The following is a 1841-nucleotide window of genomic DNA, read 5'->3' as shown; positions in this document are numbered from 1 at the left end:
CCGCGCCCCAGGGCAGTATGCCTTTTTGCTCGCTGGCGACCGCCTCGAACACCGGCCCTGCGCCGCGGCCGAACTGGATGGCGTAGCCGCGCACGAAGCCGCGCGACAGGTCGGTGTCGTAAAACTCCTTGCTCCACAGACAGGTCGGCGGCGCCCGATTGCTGTCGGTCGGCTCCTTCACGAATCCGTAGATCTGCGCATAGGGATGGAACATCAGGTTCTTGCCGACGAGACCGGACGAATTTGCAAGCCCGTTAGGAAAGCGTCCCGATGCAGAGTTCAGCAGCAGCCGTGGCGTGCCGACGCCGTTGCAGGCGATGATGACGACATGCGCCGGCTGAAACTGCTCGACGCCGTCCTTATCGTAGTAGACCACGCCGGACGCCATGCCGTTCTCGTCGGTGGTGATCTCGCGCACCCGGCAATGGGTGCGCAGCTCGACGCCGGCACGGATGGCTTGGGGCCAATAGGTGATGTCGGTGGACGACTTTGCGCCCTGCGCGCAGGCCGGCGTGCAATGGCCGAGATTGATGCAGCGCGCCCGTCCCTCATAGTCCATCGTCGCGACCGTGGTGTCCGAGGGCCACCAGTGCCAACCAAGCTCGTTCATGGCCTTGGCAATGACGGCGCCGGACAGGCCCATCGGCTGTTGCGGCATCGGCGGATGCGTCAGCGGCGAGAGCGGATCGCCCGACAGGCCGGACGTGCCCATCATGCGGTCGTTCTCTTCGAAGAACGGCGTCAGCGCGTCGTAATCGATCGGCCAGTCGTCGGCGACGCCATCCAGCGTCTTCACCTTGAAGTCGGAGGGATGCAGCCGCGGCCAGTGCGCGGTGTACATCACCGTCGAGCCGCCGACCGCGTTGTAGTTGACCACCTTGATCGGCGAGTTGTCGTCGTTGATCGGGTAGTCCTCGGGCCGGCCTCGGGTGTTGGGGCTCGACGACCATTCGCCGTAAAACTTGGCCTCCCAGTCGCGGCCCGTGCTCGGATACTCCGCCGGATTCATCCAGCCGCCCTGCTCCAGGCAAAGGATGTGCATCTTGGTTTCGGCCAGCGACCACGCCACCGCGGCGCCAGATGCGCCGGCGCCGATGATCAGCACGTCCACGGGGTCTTTCATCGCACCTTGTCCTCCCGCCCTCGCCGCTTTTCGGGCGATCCGGCCGCACGCGGTCAGCGTGGCCGGAGAACGATAGAGTCAGAGCGATGGCCGAGTAAAGCCGCGAGGCCGGAATGTCGCAATTCGCGAGGCGCAGGCCATTGGTATCGCCACATCCCGATGCTAGGAACAGGGCGCCCGAGCCATCGATAGCGAGACCGTATGTCCTTCCGAAACTTCTTTGCCGCCGCCCGCGCTTTTGCGCTCGTTTCGTTTTTTGCATTGCCCGGGCTTCTGGGATCGTCCGGGCCGGTCTTTGCGCTGACCACCGCCGCGACCGCCCGGGACGGCAATTCGATCCAGCTCGGGGACGTCACCTACCGGCTCGACGGTGTCGACGCGCCCGAGCTCGACCAGGTCTGCATCGACGACCATGCCGATTCCTGGACCTGCGGCATCGCGGCCCGCGAACAGCTCACCAAGCTCATCAAGGGACGGATGGTGCGCTGTGACGACGTCGGTCCGGAGAAGAGCTTTGGCAAACGCCACCGGGCGATCTGCACGGCCGAAGGCGACAAGGCCAGCTTGAACGAGCAACTGGTCAAGCTCGGCTTTGCCCTCGCCCGTGAGCCAGTCAAGACCAGTGTCAAGCCGGCTGCGGCCGAGGCCAAGGCCACGGGGGCCGGCATCTGGAAGGGCTGCTTTGTTGCGCCGCAGGATTTCCGGAGCGGCAAGAAGG

Annotated in this window: 2 protein-coding genes; one reads left to right on the top strand and one right to left on the bottom strand. The window is 65.2% G+C overall.

Annotated features, from left to right (window positions below):
- Positions 1-1123 (bottom strand): GMC family oxidoreductase N-terminal domain-containing protein (locus JHD07_RS38930; RefSeq protein WP_291631877.1); only part of this gene is annotated, 1123 nt, incomplete at its 3' end.
- A 201-nt stretch (positions 1124-1324) separates the two neighbouring features.
- On the opposite strand from JHD07_RS38930, the gene JHD07_RS38925 reads away from it, so the two are divergent.
- The coding region (locus JHD07_RS38925) for a thermonuclease family protein (protein ID WP_291631875.1) at positions 1325-1841 on the top strand (517 nt) is incomplete at its 3' end.

This window comes from Bradyrhizobium sp. (assembly GCF_016462955.1).
Classification (GTDB): Bacteria; Pseudomonadota; Alphaproteobacteria; order Rhizobiales; family Xanthobacteraceae; genus Bradyrhizobium.
This window is presented reverse-complemented; position numbering and strand designations above follow the sequence as displayed.